The following is a 16,313-nucleotide window of genomic DNA, read 5'->3' on the forward strand; positions in this document are numbered from 1 at the left end:
GCCACGACTGTCTGTATGCCCGCACCCGAGACGGTCGTCGGCGTCGACTGGGGCTCGAACGGCTGGGTCGCCGCCGTCCGCGACGCCGACGGCTGGGACGCGCGTCACCACCCCTCGCTCCTCTCCGTCTGGCACGCCCACCGCGACGCCGCGTCCGTCCTCGTCGACGTCCCGATCGGCCTCCCCGAGCGGGGGCGGCGCGCCTGTGACGAACGCGCCCGCGACGCCCTCGGCGCACAGCGCCGCCGCGTCTTCCTCGCCCCGCCGCGCGCCGCCCTCGACGCGCCCACGTACGCCGAGGCGAAACGCCGCGTCGAAGCGCGGACCGCGGGCTCGCTCACCACGCAGACGTGGAACGTCCTCCCGCAGGTCCGCGACGCCGACGTCCTCCTCGCCGAACACCCCGGCGCCCGCGGCGTCGTCCGCGAGGCCCACCCCGAGGTCTGTTTCGCCGGCCTCGGCGACGGCCCGATCGCTCCCGCGAAGACCGACGACGCGGGCGTCGAAGCGCGTCTCGACGTCCTCGATCGATACGACGACGCGCGCGTCGCCTACGAGCGACTCGTCGCCGCGCGCATCGACGAGCCGCCCGCGCACGGCCGGCGCTTTCGCGCGGACAGCCGCGACGACCTCCTCGACGCGATATGTCTCGCCGTCGCCGGCCGGACGGACCGCGGGACGCTGCGTACGCTCCCCGACGACCCGCTGCGGGACCCCGAGCGCGGCGTCCCCATGGAGATCGTCTATCGCGACGTCCCGTAGACCGGCCCCCCGTCGGGCCGAACGGAGCCGACGTCTCAGCGGACGACGGCGTCGTGGCGGCGCTCGCCGAGCTTTGCCGCGCCGGTACCGATCGCGTCCGGCCCCGTCCATACGTCCGGTCCGTCCTCCGCTAAAACGACGGTGGCCACCGAGCGCCCCGGAGCCCGCCCGAAAGGGGTGCTGGTCGCCGCCAGGGCGCATCTATTTGTATCGTGATCGTCTATCATTAGAACGCGTATCATGAAAGGAGTTGTTTACCACGGAGAGCACCACGTCGAAGTCGACGAGGTGGACGAACCGACGCTACAGGGACCGAACGACGCGATCATCGACATCACGACCACGTGCATCTGCGGGTCCGACCTGCACATGTACGAGGGACGGACGGACGCCGAACCCGGGATCGTCTTCGGGCACGAGAACATGGGCGTCGTCGAGAAGGTCGGCGACGGCGTCGACGACCTCGAAGTAGGGGACCGCGTCGTCGCCCCGTTCAACGTCGCCTGCGGACACTGTAAGAACTGCGAGGAGGGGAAGACCGGCTTCTGTCTCAACGTCAACCCCGACGGTGACGTGCCGGCCGGCGGCGCGTACGGCTACGTCGGAATGGGACCGTATCAGGGCGGACAGGCCGAGAAGATCCGCATCCCGTACGCGGACTTCAACGCGCTCAAGCTCCCCGGCGAACCCGAGGACGAGTACGAGCAGAGCTTCGCGCTCCTCGCCGACATCTTCCCGACCGGCTGGCACGGCACCGAACTCGCCGACCTCCAGCCCGGCGAGTCCGTCGTCATCTTCGGCGCCGGCCCCGTCGGCCAGATGGCCGCCTACAGCGCGAAGATCAAGGGCGCCTCGAAGATCTACATCGTCGACCGCGTCGAGGCCCGCCTCGATCTCGCGGCCGAACACACCGGCGCCGTCCCGATCAACTTCGAGGAGGGCGATCCGGTCGAACAGATCCTCTCGGACTTCGGTGACGAGGTCGACAAGGGCGTCGACGCCGTCGGCTACCAGGCACTCGACCCGGACACGGACGTCGGGAGCGACGCCTACGACCCGGCCCGTGAGAACCCCGCGGTCGTCCTGAATCAGCTCATCGACGTCGTGAAGCCCAAGGGCCAACTGGGCATCATCGGCCTCTACGTGCCGTCCGATCCGGGTGCGCCCGACGCGATGGCCGCGCAGGGCCGCCTCGGCATCGACTTCGGGAAGCTCTTCGAGAAGGGCCAGCAGCTCGGCACCGGGCAGTGCGACGTCAAGAAGTACAACCGGTACCTCCGCGACCTCATCGCCGAGGACGTCGCCGACCCGAGCTTCGTCGTCACCCACGAGGCCGGCCTCGACGAGGCTCCCGATCTCTACCAGCGCTTCGACGACCGCGACGCGGACGTCCTCAAGGTCCTCCTCAAGCCCTAGGGCGTTCACGCAACAGACTGTTTTTTCGCCGGGAAAGCGTCTAGCTCACTGTCACGCCGATCGAGACGCCGACGTCCGAGCGCGTTCGCTGACTTCGTCGCGGTACGCTGGTCGGTCGTCGCTCCCTCTCGGCCTTCGCGGCTGGTTCGCGGTCGCTCGTCGGTGTTCGTGGTCTGGTGAGTGACGAGATCGACGTCCGAAACGGCCACAGCCTGTCGCACGCGCTCCTTTCGCACGGCGCACGGGTCGATTTCACGTGGAATCCTATCGCGTGCGCTCTATGAACTTCCCGACCGTCGCGGCAATTCCGGTCACTGCGGGCGAGAACGAGCCCGACCCGATGTCAGAACCATTCCCGGGCCTTCAACCGAGCAGTCAACTCGATGCTCTTCCGGAGACCCCGCCGAACGATGCCGCTCGAGTTCGGGACGCCCTCGCCGTCCTCGTATTCGAGCCCGCGCACGATCACGACGGGAACCCGTTCGTCAGCCTGTCCGAATAGCAGCGCTGCCCCTGCTGTGAGCTCGTCGGCGACGAGATCGACACCGCCTATCTTCGGCTGGTCGTAGAGGTCCGCTCGCCCGAAGTTGGTGTCGATCGCTTCGATTCCGGAGCACCCGATGGCGAGATCCATCGATCCCGGACCGGCGATTTCCGAGTCAGACAGCACGACGGCGACGTCGGCTCCCGTTCGTGCCTCGATCTCCCCGCGGAGCCGTCGCGCGCTTTCGTCGGGATCCTTTGGAAGGAGGGTCATCTTTCCCTCCGGGCTGTTCGACCAGTCGACACCCGCGTTCGTGCAGAGTCGACCGTTACGTTCGGTCACGAGCATCGAGGGGACGTCGTCAAGCGCTTCTTGAGCGACGTCGGGATCCACGGCGTGTTCCAAGAGCAGGTCCTCACCGACCTCTGCGATCGGGATTGCACCGAGAACGTCGCTTTCCTCGTAGATGACCGCCACCTCACGCGGATCGATCCCGGTGATCTCGGCGACCCGTCGGTCGCGCTCGGTGACATCGACGTCATCGGCTTCGATGAGTCGCCCCTCGGCGAACGAAACGACTTTCGCGGTGATGACGATCACGTCGCCGTCCGACAGGGCGTACTCCTCGCCGGTCGTCGAGACGATTCGTTCGACGAGGTCGTCATTCGGGTCGACGCGTCCGATGTCCAATCCGTGAAAGGTCACTTCTGGCATCAGTGATAGATCCGGGGGCGACCTATTTCAGATATAATATTGTTCTCAGGTGATTGGACTCGAACGCGGGGACCATCTAGTGAAGCGAGTTCGAGCGGTGGGCGGTTCGTCGGCTGTTGTGTCTATACTCGATCGAGGACCGCTCGGAACGCCATCGGAGACGGCGGATCTCGAATGGCGGAGGCACGACGGCGCGACCGATCGGACGGTCGTTCGCCGTCCGATCGCGCTTCCACACTCCCTCTCAGTCAGCGTCACAGCGCTCGTCGAGTCGGCCCGAGAGCATTTCGACGAACGCGACGACCCGATCGCTCCGTACACCGGCTCGACTAGACGGTGTCGTAAGTCATATACGGTGGCCACGACCATCGGATCCCAGATCGGGGTCTGCGGAACCACGCACCACGCGATCGTAACGCTTTAGTTATCTTTAGGCTAGCCTAAACACGTATGACACAGCGACGAACGTTCCTGAAGACCGTCGGGTTGGCAGCGGGGACGGCTCTCGCCGGGTACGGAGCGAGTGAATCGAACGCCGTCGGCGACGCGAGCGCGCAGGAGTCGAGCGGGGACGCGCCGCTCACCAGCGTCGAGCAGGCGGTGCCCTATCAGCGGAACGTCGAGGAGGTCAAGGGCCACCTCGAGGCGTCCGCGCATCTCCTCTCGGAGAACGATGGCGCCGGGGACGCCGCGGACGGCGCGACCGCCGCGTTCCACGCGAAGCACGCCGGCGACTACTACAAGGACATCATCCCGCGGCTCCGCGACGCCGACTCGCAGCTCGCCCTCCAGCTGCGCGCCACGCTCGCGGACGTCCTGGAGCACTGTCGCTCGATGGACTCCGGTGCGTACGACGACTACGTCCACGACGACGTCTTCTCCCTGCTCGATCGGGCGTCCGCGGCGGTGATCTCGGAGGACCTCCGCGGGACGACGTCGTTCACCGGCCGCGTGATGAACGCGCTCGCGCGCCGTCTCAACGAGGAGTACTCGGTCGGCGTCGCCACCGACGGCGAGACGATCACGAACGCCGGCGAGTACTGGGACGCGTGGGGCTTCGCCGTCCGCATTCAGACGCTCTACGACGGCAACGAGTCGGCGTTCCTCAGCGCGACGAGCGACGCCGTCTCCGCGATCCGCGGACAGGTCGAGGACACCGTCTCGAACATGGCCGTCCGTGAGACGACGCTCCAGCTCCGCGCGTCCGCGGAAGGCGCGCTCGGTCTCCCGAGCGCGAGCGTCGAGGGACGCGAGGACGCCCTCGATTACGCGCGAAACGTCGAGGAGGTCAAGGGGCACCTGCTCGCCGCGAGCGAACTCAAGCAGCTCGGCGACAGCTCCGGTACGGCGTTCCACGCCCGACACGCCCCCGACTACGCCATGACGGTGCTTCCGCCGCTCTACGCGTCCGACCCCGGCCTCGCTGGTGACGTCCTCACGCACATGACGTCCGCGCTGGAGCGGGGCCACTCGCTCGGCGCCGACGCGTTCGACGACTACGCGACCGGCGAGACGTTCGACCTGCTCGACGACGCGATGGAAACCGCGGTCTCCGAGGAATTCCGCGGGACGACGCCGTTCACCGCGTCGATCATCGTCGCGCTCGCCGGCCGCATCGAGGAGGAGTACAGCGCGGCCGTTCCCGAGGGAGAGGCCGTCGATCTCTACGGCGAGTACTGGGACGCCCGCGGGTTCCTCCGCCGCGTCGAGACCCACTACGCGGCCATCGAGTCCGACCTCGACGCCGAGACGCGGGACGCCGCCGGTACCGCGGTCGAGACGCTCCGGACGAACGTCGACACGGTGTCGACCGCCGACGAGCTCTCCGGGACGGTGAGCGACCTCGAATCCGCGCTCTCGTCGGTCGCCGGCGGGAACTGAGGCGTCGCGCTCTCGCTCTCGGGGAAACGACCGCCACCGACTCTCTTTTCGTGCCCGTCTCAGACGCCCCTCACGAGGGAGCCGACCTCGGTTGCGACCCGCCACAGCTGTCGCGCGACGATGGACGCGTCGAGCGCGAGCGAGCGTCGGCGGATGTACTCGACGTCGTAGCGCACCTTCTCCGCCGGCGTCTCGCTCGACACCTCGTGGAGCTGCGCGAGGCCGGTCAGGCCCGGCTTGACGAACCAGCGCTTGCGCCACGCACCGGTCTCCGCGAGCAGGAGTTCCTCCTCGGCCGTCCACGCCGCGCGCGGGCCGACGACGCTCATCCGCCCGCGCAGGACGGCCCAGAACTGCGGGAGCTCGTCGACGTGCGTCCGCCGCAACAGCCGCCCGACGCGGGTGACGCGGTCGTCGCCGGCGCCGGGGGTCGCGGACTCGCTCTCGGGGCGCATCGTTCGGAACTTGTAGACGTCGAAGGTGTCGCCGAACAGCGTCGTCCGCTCTTGCGCGTAGAAGACCGAGCCGTCGTCCTCGATCGTGATCGCCAGCGCGGCGAGGGCGAAGACGGGGAGCGTCGCGCAGAGGACGAGCGCGGCGAAACAGACGTCGAACGCGCGTTTGCCGACCCGGGCACCGACGCCCCACGGTTCGAGGTCGATGCGGTCGAATCCGCCCCGGCGATCGGCGTCGCCTTCCTCCTCCGCGAGGAGGACGCCGCCGTGCTCGTCGGGAACGGAGACGTCGACGCCGTGCCGCCGGCAGACGTCGAGGATCCCGAAGAACTCCGCGCGGTCGGCGTGCGGGAGGGCGGGAACGACGGTGTCGACGTCCGCGTTCGCGAGCAGGTCGTCGAGTCGGGAGAGGCCGCCGAGGCGCTCGTGTTCGGCGAGCGTCGTCGCCACGGAGTCGTCGCCCCCGTCCGTGTCGACCTGTCCGTCGGCGGCCGGCCCGCTCGGCCACGAGACGGCGGACGCGTAGCCGACGACCGGGCGTGCGGTCGCCTCCAGCGCGGCCGAGATCTGTCGCGGGTCGGCGCCGACGACCAGCGTTCCCTCCGCTCGATTCCGCCCCCGGTCGAGGGCGACGAACCACGCGGGGAGGAGGACGGCGAGGACGGCGACCGCGCCGACGAGCGTGGTCCGGGGGAGTCGGTACGGGACGTCGAAGTAGCCGAGCGCCGCGAGCGCGAGGGCGACGGCGCCGAGCGCCCGCAGCGTCGCGGCGACGGTCTCGTGAGGGCGCCGCGCGCTCGGGTCCCGCAGCGCGTGGACGACGAGCACCGTGACGACGAGTGCCGCGCCGAGTCGCGCGAGGAGACCGACGCCGCCGAACGAGAGCGCGACGAAGCGCGATCCGGGGAGTCGGGCGAGGGCGGTCTGGGTCGGGGCGGCGTTGGCGATGAGAACCGCGAGCGCCGTGAGAAGCGTCGTCCCGACGATCCGGAGCGCCCGGCGTGTGTGTGTCGCGTCGTGCATCGGCGTTTCGTGTTCGCTCCGTTTAGGCAAACCTAAATTAAAAGCGTGCTGTTTCGCCTTCCGGGTCGGCGTCACCGACGCGCCCGCGCCCCCCGCGACGTGGGGCGGTCCGCCGGTCAGTCCGCGGTCGCCGCGGCGCCGTGAGTCGGGGCGCCCGGTCCTCGTGCCTCCAACTGGAAAGCTATTTTAGGCGACCCAAAACACATTACGACATGGATCACTCCACGCGAGACGGTATCGACGACGATCGGACCGGCCTCTCGCGGGCCCGCGACGCCGTCGGCGACCGGCGCTCGTTCCTGCAGGCCGTCGGGGCGAGCGCGGGCATCCTCGGCCTCGCTGGCTGTAGCGGCGGTGGTACCGACGGCGAGACGACGAGCGAGACGACCACCGACGGCGGCTCGTCGACGTCGACCGTCCCCGAGCCCAAGACGTACACGGAGGACGAGCTCTTCCACATGGACGAGTGGCGCGGTGACGGCCCGCAGGTCGGCGAGCGCCCCACCGAGTACACCGGGCTGTCGGTGCTCGACCTCCCCAACCTCCGCGGGGAGATCACGGTCTACCTCGGCGGCGGCGAGGGCGGTCTCTACGAGGACGCGATGCAGCGCATTCAGAACCTCTATCGGGACTTCACCGTCTACATCCGGACCGCGTCCTCCTCGCAGCTCGCGAACACCATTATTGAGGAGGCGAACGCCGGTCAGAGCCCCGCGGACGTCTTCTGGGCCATCGACGCCGGCTCGGTCGGGGTCGTCGCCGAGAACGGCGCGACGGTCACCCTCCCCGATCACGTCACGCAGTCCGTCGCGGACACCTACCACCCGACTGACGAGTGGGTCGGGATCATGGGTCGGGCGCGCTCGATCCCGTTCAACACGAACGAGTTCGACGCCGACGAGATCCCGGACAAGGTCGCGGCGTTCCCCGACGATCCGCGCTTCGAGGACGAGATGGGGTGGGCCCCGACCTACGGCGCCTTCCAGGCGTTCATCACCGCGATGCGCGAACTCAACGGCCGCGAGGCGACCAAGCAGTGGCTCGAAGCCATGCAGGACCACGGCGTCAGGAAGTACGGAAACGAGTTCCAGGTGGCGAACGCCGTCGCCTCGGGCGAGCTCTCCGCGGGCTTTTCGAATCACTACTACTCGCGGCTCGTCTACGAGGAGCGCCCCGACGCGCCGCTCGAACTCGCCTTCACGAACAGCGACGCCGGGGCGCTCGTCAACTGCTCGGGCGCGCAGGTGATCAAGAACAGCGCCGACCCCGAGACGGCCGCGAACTTCATCCACCACCTGCTCTCCATCGAGCTTCAGGAGTTCCTCGGAACCCGCGGCTTCGGTTACCCGCTGCTCTCCAGCGTACCGCCGGTCGGCAACCTCCCGACGATCGACCAGCTCAACCCGCCCGAACTCGACTTGAGCAAACTGGCGAACGTCGAGCCGACCCTCGACCTGCTCCGAGAGGTGGGCGCGCTGTAGGATGTCGGCCCTCGATCGGCTCGCGGCACCGTTCGCCCGCGCCCGTTCTGGGGACTCCGACCTCCCCACCGGGCTCGTCCTCCTGAGCGGCGCGATCGCGGCGGCCGTACTGTCGCCGATCGCGTGGATCCTCCTCCGCGTCTTCGAGGCCGAGGGCGACGTTTCGCTGGTGACTCAACCCTCGACGTTCGCCACGAGCATCGCGCTCGTCGCGGTCGTCACCGGGGCGTCCGTCGTGATCGGCGTCCCGCTCGCGTTCCTCACCGTCCGGACGGACCTGCCGTTCCGGCGCTTCTGGACCATCGCGGTCGCGCTCCCGCTCGTCATCCCCAGCTACCTCGGGGCGTTCACGTACATCTCCGCGTTCGGCCCCAGCGGCTACATCGCCGGCGTGCTCGCGCCCCTCGGAATCGACTCCGTCCCCTCCGTCTACGGCTTCGGCGGCGTCGCCCTCGTCCTCACACTCTACACGTTCCCCTACGTGTTCATCACCACGCGGGCGTCGCTGCTCTCCTTCGACGAGTCGCTCGTCGAGGCCGCGCGTACCCTCGGCGTCTCGCGCTTGGAGGCCTTCCGACGCGTCACCCTCCCGCAGCTCGTCCCCGGGATCGCCTCCGGGGCGTTGCTCGTCGCGCTCTACGCGCTCTCGGACTTCGGGACGCCGAACCTCCTCCGTCTCGAAGTCCTCACGCAGGCTATCTGGGTGGACTTCAACGGATTCGGCCGCGAGACGGCCGCGATGCTGTCGCTTCAGCTCCTCACCATCACCGCTGTCATCCTCGCCGTCCAGTCCCGGGTCGGCGACTCCACGCAGGGAGCGTACGTCGGTACGCGCGCGAGCACGAGCAGCGACACGACCGTCGCGCTCGGCCGCTGGAAGGCCCCCGCGCTCGCCTTCTGCGCGAGCGTCGTCACGATGTGCCTCGTCGTCCCCCTCGCCGTGCTGTTCGTCTGGTTCCGCCGCGGCGCCTCCGACGTCGGCCGGACGCGCCTCGTCTTCGAGTGGTCGTACGCGACCAACTCCGTGCTCGTCTCGGTGGCCGCGGCGGTCGTGTGCGCGCTGGCCGCGATCCCCGTCGCCTACCTCGCCGCCCGGCACCGCTCGACGATCGCGGAGGTGATCGATCGGGCCACCTACATCGGCTACGCGATGCCCGGGATCGTCCTCGGCCTCGCGCTCGTGTTCTTCGGCGTCTCCTACGGCGCCGCGGTCGACGACCTCTCGTCGGTCGTCGGGATCGCCTCGTACCTCCCGGCGCTCTATCAGACGCTCCCGCTGTTGATCTTCGCGTACGTCGTTCGCTTCCTCCCCCAGTCGGTCGGCGCCACCCGCTCGTCCGTGATGCGCGTCGATCGCGAACTCACGGAGGCCGCGCGCCTCCTCGGGCAGTCCTCGCTGGGGGCGTTCCGTCGGGTGGCGCTCCCCCTCATCGCACCCGGCGTCCTCGCGGGCGCGGCGCTCGTCTTCCTCACGACGATGAAGGAGCTCCCGGCGACGCTGCTCCTCCAGCCGACGGGGTTCGACACCCTCGTCACCTACATCTGGGCGGTCCGCGAGTCCGGGAGCTACGGCGCGGCCGCGATCCCCGCGTTCGTCCTCATCGTCGTCTCCGCGCTCTCGATGGTCGTCATCCTCTCACAGGAGAAGTAATCCATGTCACACACGACTCACCGACGCTCCGACGCATCGCCCGCAGCGGACGGCGCCGACGCCGACGCCGACGCCGAGACGGTGCTCGCGCTGTCCGGGATCACCAAGACGTACGGCCCCGAGACCGCCGTCGACGACCTCTCCATGTCCGTCGTCGACGGGGAGATCCTCGCGCTCCTCGGCCCCTCCGGCTGTGGGAAGACCACGACGCTCCGGATGATCGCGGGTCTCGAACGCGCCGACGACGGGACGATCGAACTCGGGGGCCGGACGCTCGCGGACGCCGACGCCGGCGCGTTCGTCCCGCCCGAGGAGCACGACATCGGGCTGGTGTTCCAGGACTTCGCGCTGTTCCCGCACCTGAACGCCGCCGAGAACGTCGCGTTCGGGATCGACGATCGGCCGGCCGAGGAGCGCGAGGCGCGCGTCGCGCAACTGCTCGAACTCGTCGGCCTCGGCGATCACGCCGAGCACTACCCGGAAGAGCTCTCCGGGGGGCAGAAACAGCGGATCGCGCTCGCGCGATCGCTCGCCCCCGAACCGGACGTCCTCCTGCTTGACGAACCCCTCTCGAACCTCGACGTGGCGCTCCGCGTCTCGATGCGCGAGGAGATGCGTCGCATCATCGACGAGACCGGCGTCACTGCCATCTGGGTGACGCACGACCAGGAGGAGGCGCTCTCCATCGCCGACCGCGTCGGCGTGATGAACGACGGGCGCCTCCAGCAGATCGGTCGCCCCGAGCGCATCTTCGAGCGCCCGACGTCGCGCTTCGTCGCCTCCTTCCTCGGACAGGCCGGCTTCCTCACGGGCCGCGTCGACGGCGACGCCGTCGAGACCGACATCGGCCGCCTCGACGCCGCGCACTTCCCGGGTCTCGATCTCCCCGACGGCACGACGATCGACGTGCTCGTCCGCCCGGACGACCTCCAGGCCCGCCCCGCCGCGGACGAGGCGACCGCCGACGGCCGGCTCACGCAGCGCCAGTACCAGGGCCCCTCGTTCGTCTACCGCGTCGAGACGACCGAGGGAGACAGCATCCACTGCATGCACAACCACACGGAGCTCTTCGACGTCGGACGGCCCGTCACCGTCGACGTCGTCGCGGACCACCCGCTCCAGTGGTTCGAGCGCTGACGCACGCGACGCCACGCCGGTCGCGCTTCGCCTCTCCCTCCGACGCGCTCTCGCGGATCGTCTGCTCCGCTATTCGCCGTCGTCTCCGACGAGTCGCGCCGCCAGCGGCGTCGCGGCGACCGTCAGGAGTCGGTAGAGCTCCTCGCCGGCGTCGATCTCGCCCGCGCGGTGGCGCCGGTACGTCTCCCACGCGGCGTCCCGATCGACGCCCGGGAGCGCGCGGACGACGTCGTCCGCCTCGCGGAGCGCGTCGCCGACGAAGTCGCGCTCGCGGAGCAGCGCGTCCTTGTCCTGCCACGGCCCCCACGTCCGGTACGAGTCACGCCCGCCGCGGAGCTTGTCGAGGAGGCTCGACGCGGGCGCGGCGACGACGTGCGCGAGGTGCGGCGCGGTGAGCGGGAGCCGCGTGCTCGGGTGTGGGATCGCCGCCAGCTCCTCGTCGAGGCGTTCGAGCGCGAGCGCGACGAGGTCGTGCCGGAGGCGGTATCGCAGGGGGATCTCGAGGTGGAGGTCGACGAGCCGCCGGTCGAGGAAGGGGTTGCGCGTCGGCGCGATCTGGAGCGCGCTGTAGAGGTCGAAGCCGATGCCGTTCGTGATCGGGTAGTAGAACTCGCTCAGCGCGAGGCGCTCCACGTCCGGGTGGTCGACGCCGTGGTGATCGATCGACGCGACGCCCTCGCGGACGTTCTCGCGGACGAGCTGATCGAGCGGCGGCGCGTCGAGGTAGTCGGGATCGCGCGCCGGCTGCGAGGCCGCGTGGGCGGCGGCGTACTCCTCGACGGTCTCGGGGAGGTCGGTGATCGGGAGCGGGAGGCTCGCACCGTACGGCAGCGGGACCTCCGGCGAGGGGACGCTCCACGGCCCGAAGAGCGAGTCGCTGTAGAGACCGGTGAGCAGGACGTCGACGTCGGCGGCGAGCTCCGACGCGAACCCGAGCGCGTGGCCGGTGTTGAACGGGCCGATGAACTCCTGGATCGGCGCGGCGCGCTCCGAGAGCGTCTCGTGGTACGACGGCCTGCGGTCGAGGAGCGTGAACGGCGCGTCTCCGGTGTCCGCGATCCGCCGCGCGATCCGCGCCTCGCGGTTCCAGCCGTCGTTCATGTGATAGGCGCGGATCGGCTCCCCGTTCCCGCCTCCGTCCGCCCGCTCGCGTCTGCCCTCGACCGCGCTCGCGCCGGCCTCCTCCCCCGCGGCCGCGAGCACCGCCCGCGAGTCGCTCCCGCCGCTCAGTAGCAGGCCCGCGGCCCGGTCGTCCGCCGTGCGGTCGGCGACGGCGGCCGCGAAGCGTTCGGCGAGCTCGTCCACGTAGTGCGAGAGCGGCCGGTCCACCGGGCGGTATCGTGGCGCCCAGTAGCGCCGCTCGTTGAGCCCGCCACCGGCCGGGTCGTACGCGACGGTCGTCGCTGGCGCGAGCTGGTCGATCCCCGCGATCGGCGTCCGCGTGCCGAACGTTCGGCGCGCGTAGAGGTACTCGGCGAGGTAGTCGGGGTCGAAAGCGAACGCCGCGCCGTCGACTTCGGGGACGCTCTGGACGCTCGTCGAGAAGGCGAGCGCATCGTCGCCGACGGCGTAGTAGAGCGGGCGCGCGCCCAGTCGGTCCGTGAAGAGCGTGGCGCGCCCCGTCTCGGGATCGTAACGGACGCCGGCGAACTCGCCGTCGAGACGGTCGGGGAACGACCGGCCGTGCGCGGCGGACTGCGCGGCGCAGACGCGCGCCGTCTCGCGCGGATCGACGCGCTCGCGCTCGTCGCCGTCCCCGACGCCGTACACCTCGCCCCAGACCCAGATCAGCGCGCCGTCGGGCGCGGTGACTGGCTGCTCGACGCTCGCGCCCCGGTGGAACGCGGTACGGACCGCGACGCCGTCGGCTCGGTGCGTCCCGCGGACCTCGTCGTCGACGGTGGCGGGGACGGTGTCGATCTCGGTCTCGGTGGCGCCCGCGCCGACGACGCCGGAGAGCCCGACCATGCTAGTCGTCGGGGTTCGGGGGGGTCGCGACGCGGCGGGCGCTCTCGCGGCGCGCGAGGTAGTCGTCGACCGAGAAGCTCTGGAAGACGTCGGCGAGCTCGGTGCCGTAGGGCGACGCCGCCAGCAGGCCGTCGAGGATGACCGCGTTCCGATACGGACCGAGGCCGAGATCGGGCGCGTTGATCCCGTGCGTGTGGATCTCGGCGTTCTGGACGTATATCTCACCCGGGAGGTCGCCGCCGGTGAGTCGGAAGTCGCGGGTGACGTCGAGTCGCCCCGCGTCGTCGCGTTCGAGGCGGTCGGCGAGCCCCGCGGCGAACGGCGGCTCGACGCGTTCGTACCCCGTGCCGAGCACGACGACGTCGCTCTCCTGCACGAAGCGCTCGCCCTCCTGCCACTGCTCGCAGAGGAGGGCGTAGCCGTCGCCGTCGGGCGCGGGCCCGATCTCCCGTACCTCGGTCGCGGCGAGCATCCCGACGTCGGGCTCTGCGGCGCCGATCGACCCCTCGTAGAGCAGGTCGTAGATCGCCGCGCTCGTCCGCTCGTCGATCCCCTTGTAGAGGAGGGCCTGTCCCTCGCGGAGCTCGTCCTTCGTCGCCTGATCGAGGTCGTAGAAGTAGTCGGTGTAGTCGGGCGTGTAGATCATGTGGCCGAGCTTGGCGTCGGCCATCTGGAAGAACCCGCGCGAGCGGGTGAGCCAGTCGAGCGCGTAGCCGTGCTCGGGCTGGCGTTCGAGGAGGTCGCGGACGACTTCCGCGGCGCTCTGCCCGGAGCCGACGACGGTGATCCGCTCGGCGTCGAGACACCGCTCGCGGTTCCCGAGGTAGCTCGCCGTGTGGAAGACGTCGTCGCCGCGGACGTCCGCGAATCGGTCCGGGACGTGCGGGCGCGTGCCGATGCCGACGACGACGTTCTCCGTCAGGTACGTCTCGCGTTCGCCCGTCTCGGGGTCGACCGCGGTGAGGCGATAGGCGTCCCCGTCGTCGTTGACGTCGATGGACGTGACGCGCCGGCGGAACCGGAGCGACGGGAGCTGTTCGGCCACCCATCGGCAGTAGGCGTTGTACTCGCGACGCGGGAGGAAGAACTCCTCGTAGAAGTAGAACTCGTAGAGGCGGTTCTCCGCGCGGAGATAGTTGAGGTAACTGTACGGGTTCGTCGGGTCGACCATCGTGACGAGGTCCGCGAGGAACGGCACTTCGAGCGTCGTCCCCTCGATGAGCATGTCCTCGTGCCAGTCGAACGCGGCGCGCTGTTCGAGGAAGGCGGCGTCGAAGTCGGCTTCGACGTCGTCGAGGAGGGCGGCGAGCCCGAGGTTGAACGGACCGACGCCGACGCCGACGAGGTCGTACACGTCCTCACTCATCGGGCGCGGTCGTCTCGCGTTCTCGGATCATGAGCTGGGCGGTCTTGTCGGGGAACTCGATCTCGCCGCGGCGCTCGAACCCCGCGGCCGCGAAGGCGCGGATCGCGCGCTCGTTGCGGGCGTCGGGCTCCGTGACGATCCGATCCGTCTGGGGGTGTTGAAACTGGAAGTCGACCATCGCGCGGATGAGCGGCGCGGCGTAGCCGCGACCGAGGTACTCCGTCGGGCCGATGAGGAGGTGGATGCCCTGATCGGCCGGCTCGGCGTCGTAGTGGTCCGCGAGGCGGTCGTGGGCCGCCCAGTAGGACTCCCAGTAGCTCATCGGGACGTGGTCGCGGTAGCCGACGTAGAGCGTCTGGTGCTCGTCGGCGGCGCGCTCGCTGATCGTGTCCCGGACCACCGGCAGCGGGTCGTCCTGCTGCCAGTAGGGGAGCACGTGGTCGCTGTTCAACCACGCGTGCAGTCGACCGAGGTCCCGGTCGAGCGACACCTCCCGGAAGCCGAGTTCGGCACCGGACTCGGCGACCGTCCGATAGCTGTACGTCGACCCGACGGCCTCGCGCGGACAGGTCATATCGCGTCACCGCGGACACGTTCGCTCACCCGCCGCCCGCCGGTGTGACGGGTCGGTGTCGATCCTCCGTTCACGGTTCTCGATAGTATTTTTTAGGCTCACCTGAAAAGGGTTGCGCTCGGGCCGTGCGACCGACTACGTCCGATCGTCGGGACGCCTACCCACGGATGCGCGTGACGGTGCCATCGACCGCGACCGTCCGGAAGTCGAGCGTCACGCGCGTTCCCTCACGGAGCGCGCGCGTGTGGAAGCGCAGACCGTCCGCCGTCGCGCGCGTCCGGAGGTCGACGGTGAGTTCGACGTCCACGTTCTCGGGGTGCTCTCGCTCGTAGATGTGGCCGTCGTCGCTCGTGAGCACCACCGTCGCGTTCTCCGTGCGGACGTCGGTGATCCGCGCCGTCGTCCGGCCGTCGCGGCGCTCGACCAACCCCGCCCGGAGGCCGTCCGCGACGGTCGGGGCGACGTCGGTGAGCGAGACGACGACCGTCGTCGTCGTCGGCGACCCCGACGGCGAGGCGTTCCCCCACCGCGCCACCGTCCCCGTCAGCGCGTACTGGTCCGTGTCGAAGCGGAGGGACTCGCCGACCTTCACGGGCGTCGCGCCGAAGTACGTGCTCCCGGAGCGATTCAGCGTGTGTACCCGCACGCCGAGCAGCGCCCGCCGCGCGCTCCCGTTCGCCACCGGAGCGGTCGTGACGCCCGTGACGCGCGCGATCCGTCGGTCGTCGAGTCGGGACGTATCGCCGACCGCGACGGCGTCGGCGGTGGCCGGCGAGAGCGTCGCGTCGAGGAGGACGGGGAGCGAGCCGACGGGCAGCGTCTCGCCGTCCGCATCGACCCGGAGCACGTCGCCCGAGACGGCGTAGCTCGGCGTCTCGAAGGAGAGCGCGTCGCCGCGACGGAGCGGTTCGCCGTCGCGCTCGAAGACGCGGTCGTCCCCGTCGCCGGCCAGCGTCCCGTTCACGCGGACGCGGACGACGACGGACGCGTTCGCGCCGTCCGCGGCGGGCCCGACGTACGTGTCGGTGACGACGGTCTCTCCGTCCGCGGAGCGGTCACCCGTCTCGATGCGCTCGGCCGCCGCGGGCGGTTGCGTTCCGAGGTCGACGGTCGCGTAGCGCGTCGCCTGCTCGCCCCCGCCGCCGAGCGGGACGAACGCGACGACGCCCGCGACGACCGCGGCGAGGACGACGAGGACGACGGCGGCGTCGACGACGTTGACGCGGCCGAACAGCCGCCCGTCCTCATCGACAAGCCTCATGGTTCCCCCGGCCGAAACCCACCCAGACTGTGAACGCGTTCATGTGTGGGAAGTCGAATACCGGACCCTTCGCCGGAGGCGACAAAGGCGTTTCGTCTACGCGGGCACGCGCGCCCCGCCCCGGGAACCGAGCGGCGGGC

The 16,313-nt window shown here is 70.1% G+C and carries 12 protein-coding genes; 6 read left to right on the top strand and 6 right to left on the bottom strand.

Translation table 11 applies throughout. The annotated features are described in order from the left end of the window. Window positions 1-15: 15 nt before the first annotated feature. Together J2754_RS00915 and J2754_RS00920 are read left to right on the top strand one after the other, a co-directional pair. The gene (locus tag J2754_RS00915) at window positions 16-762 is read left to right on the top strand and encodes a DUF429 domain-containing protein (protein WP_211086417.1); all 747 of its coding nucleotides are present in this window, start codon (window positions 16-18) and stop codon (window positions 760-762) included. 240 nt (window positions 763-1,002) lie between these two features. Then, window positions 1,003-2,178: a glutathione-independent formaldehyde dehydrogenase gene (locus J2754_RS00920; RefSeq protein ID WP_188877141.1), complete on the top strand. Its 1,176-nt coding sequence runs from the start codon at window positions 1,003-1,005 to the stop codon at window positions 2,176-2,178. A 343-nt stretch (window positions 2,179-2,521) separates the two neighbouring features. On the opposite strand, the gene J2754_RS00925 is transcribed toward J2754_RS00920, so the two are convergent. Next, complete coding sequence (locus J2754_RS00925) at window positions 2,522-3,376, bottom strand: coenzyme F420-0:L-glutamate ligase (protein ID WP_229772775.1); 855 nt, start codon at window positions 3,374-3,376, stop codon at window positions 2,522-2,524. Window positions 3,377-3,826: 450 nt separating this feature from the next. Between J2754_RS00925 and J2754_RS00930 the strand changes: the two genes are divergently transcribed. Beyond that, window positions 3,827-5,257, top strand: coding sequence for a twin-arginine translocation signal domain-containing protein (locus J2754_RS00930; protein WP_211086418.1), 1,431 nt, complete (start codon window positions 3,827-3,829; stop codon window positions 5,255-5,257). A 59-nt stretch (window positions 5,258-5,316) separates the two neighbouring features. Here the strand turns inward: J2754_RS00930 and J2754_RS00935 are convergent, their stop codons facing one another. Continuing rightward, window positions 5,317-6,735 carry a sugar transferase gene (locus tag J2754_RS00935; protein ID WP_211086419.1) on the bottom strand — a complete coding sequence of 473 codons (1,419 nt, stop codon included), beginning with the start codon at window positions 6,733-6,735 and terminating at the stop codon, window positions 5,317-5,319. A 212-nt stretch (window positions 6,736-6,947) separates the two neighbouring features. On the opposite strand from J2754_RS00935, the gene J2754_RS00940 reads away from it, so the two are divergent. From J2754_RS00940 to J2754_RS00950, 3 genes are read left to right on the top strand one after another with little or no spacing between them, the layout of a single operon-like run. Beyond that, on the top strand, window positions 6,948-8,216 hold the full coding sequence (locus tag J2754_RS00940; protein WP_211086420.1) for an extracellular solute-binding protein: 1,269 nt from the start codon (window positions 6,948-6,950) through the stop codon (window positions 8,214-8,216). Between the two features lies 1 nt (window position 8,217). After that, a complete protein-coding gene (locus J2754_RS00945) occupies window positions 8,218-9,867 on the top strand; it encodes an ABC transporter permease (RefSeq protein ID WP_211086421.1) in 1,650 nt (549 codons plus the stop codon). 3 nt (window positions 9,868-9,870) lie between these two features. Further along, window positions 9,871-11,004, top strand: coding sequence for an ABC transporter ATP-binding protein (locus tag J2754_RS00950; RefSeq protein WP_211086422.1), 1,134 nt, complete (start codon window positions 9,871-9,873; stop codon window positions 11,002-11,004). 69 nt (window positions 11,005-11,073) lie between these two features. On the opposite strand, the gene J2754_RS00955 is transcribed toward J2754_RS00950, so the two are convergent. From J2754_RS00955 to J2754_RS00970, 4 genes are all read right to left on the bottom strand, one after another. Beyond that, window positions 11,074-12,972, bottom strand: coding sequence for an asparagine synthase-related protein (locus J2754_RS00955; RefSeq protein WP_211086423.1), 1,899 nt, complete (start codon window positions 12,970-12,972; stop codon window positions 11,074-11,076). Window position 12,973: 1 nt separating this feature from the next. Next, window positions 12,974-14,338 carry a lysine N(6)-hydroxylase/L-ornithine N(5)-oxygenase family protein gene (locus tag J2754_RS00960; RefSeq protein WP_211086424.1) on the bottom strand — a complete coding sequence of 455 codons (1,365 nt, stop codon included), beginning with the start codon at window positions 14,336-14,338 and terminating at the stop codon, window positions 12,974-12,976. Next, window positions 14,331-14,912, bottom strand: a complete 582-nt coding sequence (locus J2754_RS00965; RefSeq protein ID WP_211086425.1) for a GNAT family N-acetyltransferase — start codon at window positions 14,910-14,912, stop codon at window positions 14,331-14,333. The genes J2754_RS00960 and J2754_RS00965 overlap by 8 nt, the downstream gene beginning before the upstream one ends. 157 nt (window positions 14,913-15,069) lie before the next feature. Continuing rightward, window positions 15,070-16,173, bottom strand: a complete 1,104-nt coding sequence (locus J2754_RS00970; protein WP_211086426.1) for a DUF4330 domain-containing protein — start codon at window positions 16,171-16,173, stop codon at window positions 15,070-15,072. Between the last annotated feature and the right edge of the window lie 140 nt (window positions 16,174-16,313).

The organism is Halarchaeum nitratireducens, from assembly GCF_017874695.1.
Taxonomy (GTDB): domain Archaea; phylum Halobacteriota; class Halobacteria; order Halobacteriales; family Halobacteriaceae; genus Halarchaeum; species Halarchaeum nitratireducens.